The sequence below is a fragment of the Roseateles sp. P5_B10 genome, assembly GCF_056400485.1.
The window spans coordinates 1-2,550 of sequence record NZ_JBFULE010000748.1; the positions used below are offsets into that span (position 1 = coordinate 1).

At 65.9% G+C, this 2,550-nt stretch carries 3 protein-coding genes and 1 pseudogene; 2 read left to right on the forward strand and 2 right to left on the reverse strand.

All coding sequences use genetic code 11. From position 1 onward, the window contains the following. Positions 1 to 9: 9 nt before the first annotated feature. Together AC1DU6_RS26980 and AC1DU6_RS26985 are read right to left on the reverse strand one after the other, a co-directional pair. Positions 10 to 540 (reverse strand): annotated as a pseudogene (locus AC1DU6_RS26980) (aldehyde dehydrogenase family protein); the annotation flags it as partial. Between the two features lie 5 nt (positions 541 to 545). Then, entirely contained in the window at positions 546 to 1,640 is a 1,095-nt protein-coding gene (locus AC1DU6_RS26985; protein ID WP_457356191.1) for a saccharopine dehydrogenase family protein, read from the reverse strand. A 121-nt stretch (positions 1,641 to 1,761) separates the two neighbouring features. Here AC1DU6_RS26985 and AC1DU6_RS26990 point away from each other — a divergent pair, with 121 nt between their 5' ends. Both AC1DU6_RS26990 and AC1DU6_RS26995 read left to right on the forward strand, forming a co-directional pair. After that, positions 1,762 to 2,226: an Lrp/AsnC family transcriptional regulator gene (locus AC1DU6_RS26990; RefSeq protein WP_457325641.1), complete on the forward strand. Its 465-nt coding sequence runs from the start codon at positions 1,762 to 1,764 to the stop codon at positions 2,224 to 2,226. Between the two features lie 23 nt (positions 2,227 to 2,249). After that, a partial coding sequence (locus tag AC1DU6_RS26995; protein WP_477860877.1) for an NnrU family protein occupies positions 2,250 to 2,550 on the forward strand: 301 nt, incomplete at its 3' end.

The window sequence follows — 2,550 nt, forward strand, 5'->3', positions numbered from 1 at the left end:
CAGGTGTCAGGTGTCGCCGGCCACCAGCGCCAGCGCCGAGTTCCAGGCCCACACGGCGACCGGGAAGTTGAAGGCCGAGATGATGCCGACGACGCCCAGCGGCAGCCACTGTTCCATCATGCGATGGCCCGGGCGCTCGCTGGCAATGGTCAGGCCATGCAGCTGGCGCGACAGACCGACGGCGAACTCGCAGATGTCGATCATTTCCTGGACTTCGCCCAGGCCTTCGCTCGTGACCTTGCCGGCTTCGATGGAGACCAGCTGGGCCAGTTGCGCCTTGTGGGTACGCAGCTCTTCGCCGAACAAGCGGATCAGCTCACCGCGCTTGGGGGCGGGCACGACGCGCCAGGCCTTGAAGGCCTCGGCTGCACGGCCGACGGCCGCCTTCATGTCGGCCGCGCTGGCGGTGGGCAACTGGGCCAGCACGCTGCCGTCGATGGGCGAGCGCACGGTCAGGTCGCCACCCGAGTTCAAGGTTTGCGGCAAGTGGACGCCGAGGGCGTCGAGAACGGAGAGGGTCTGTTGCTTCATGACGAACATTGTCCTCAAGAGATCGATTCGACCTGACGGGACTGTTGATACGCCGAGCCGAAGCGGTTGGCAAGGAAGTCAGGCAGGCTGACTTCTTCCTGGCGGACAAAGCCCTTCTGCGGCAGCTTGCCTTCGCGGAACAGGTCGACGGCGGCGCAGATGCCGGCGGCGGTCGTGATCTGGATGGCGGAGAGCGGCTGGGCGCCGTCACGCGTGGCAAAGATCTTGCGGGCGAAGACTTCCTGCAGCAGCACACCGTTCTTCTGGCCGGACACGGTCACGAAGACGAGCACGACATCCTGCATCGTCGCGGGCATGCTCTTGCGCATGATGTCCTTCAGCAGGTTCTGGTCGCCCTTCAGGCCCAGGTCGCCCAGCAGGAACTGCATCAGGTCGCGGTGGCCGGGGTAGCGCACGGTCTTGTAGTCCAGGTTGCGCACCTTGCCCGCCCAGGTCTCGCACAGCGTGCCCAGGCCGCCCGAGGTGTTGAATGCCTCGTACTCGGTGCCGTCCAGGCTGAAGTGCTCCAGGCCTTCCAACGGCAGCGCAGAGATGGTCTCGCCTTCGTGGACGGCTTCGCAGGGGTGGCAGTACTCGTTGATGAGGCCGTCGACCGACCAGGTCAGGTTGTACTTCAGCGCATTGGTCGGGAAGGCCGGCAGGGCGCCGACGCGCATCTGCACGTCGCGTACCGAGTCGAAGCCGCTGGCCAGGTGGTGGGCCACGATGCCGATGAAGCCCGGCGCCAGGCCGCACTGCGGCATGAAGGCGGTCTTGGCGCCCTCGGCCATCTTCATGATGGCCTTGGTGGCGGCCACGTCTTCGGTCAGGTCGAAGTAGTGGCAGCCGCACTCCAGGGCCAGTTCGGCAGCCGTGATGGCCAGATGGTAGGGCAGCGCGTTGACGACGGCGTCCTTGCCGCGCAGTTGGGCAGCCAGGGCGGCGCGGTTGTCGCTGTCGACCTCGGCGGTGGCGATGCCCTCGGTGGCCAGCACCTTCAGGTAGCCGGGGTTCTTGTCCAGCACCGTCACTTGATAGTCGCCAGTGGCGTGCAGCAGGCGGGCGATGGTCTGGCCGATGTGGCCGGCGCCGAGCAGGGCGATCTTCATGAGGGGCTCCAGGCAGGTGTTTGCGTTGGGCCGAACTCTAGGCAGTGGCGATGACGAAAGAAAGCGCTACTCCGACGAAAGCAATTGCTGTTTCGACGATTCGTCGCGATGATTCGTCGTTATGAATGAATCGCGGGTAAACCCGAATCCCTCGCCAGACGACCTGGACCGACGCCTGATCCTGCTGCTGCAGGCCAATGCGCGGGAGAGCACGGCGACGCTGGCGCGCAAGCTCGGCGTCGCGCGAACCACCGTCGTCGCACGGCTGGCGCGGCTGGAGGCCAGCGGCCGCATCGTTGGCTATACGGCCCGCCTGGGCGGCGATGAAGCCGGCCGCAGCGTGCAGGCCTTTGTCGGCATCACCGTCAGCCCCAAGGCCGGTCGCGAAGTCGTCAAGCGACTAGCAGAACTGCCCGAGCTGCGCCAGCTCGCCTCCGTCAGCGGTGAATTCGATTACATGGCGCTGCTGCGCGCCGACACTACGGCCCGACTCGACGCCCTGCTCGACGAGATCGGCGAGATCGACGGCGTGCTGCGCACCAACAGTTCGGTCGTGCTGGCTTTGCGCGTCGACCGACAAACCTGAACCGGACAGAACTGGAGACCACGATGACCTGGCTTGCCCTCGGCCTCGCCCTCTTTCTCGGCATCCACCTGATTCGCGCGCTGGCGCCGCAATGGCGCGACGCGCAAATGGCGCGGCTCGGCGAGAAGGGCTGGAAGGGCCTCTACACCCTGGTCTCCCTCATCGGCTTCGGGCTGATCCTCTGGGGCTTCTCGCAAGCGCGTCTCAATCCCATCGTGTTGTGGCCGCCCATCCACGGCATGAACCACGCGGCCGCATCGCTGATGCTCGTCGCCATGATCCTGATGGCCGCAGCCTATGTGCCGCGCAATCACATCAAGGCCA

What these genes read in the sequence shown, in the direction of transcription:
- AC1DU6_RS26990 (WP_457325641.1), top strand. Translation starts at nt 1,762, where the DNA reads ATGAATGAATCGCGGGTAAACCCGAATCCCTCGCCAGACGACCTGGAC.
- AC1DU6_RS26985 (WP_457356191.1), bottom strand. Translation starts at nt 1,640, where the DNA reads ATGAAGATCGCCCTGCTCGGCGCCGGCCACATCGGCCAGACCATCGCC.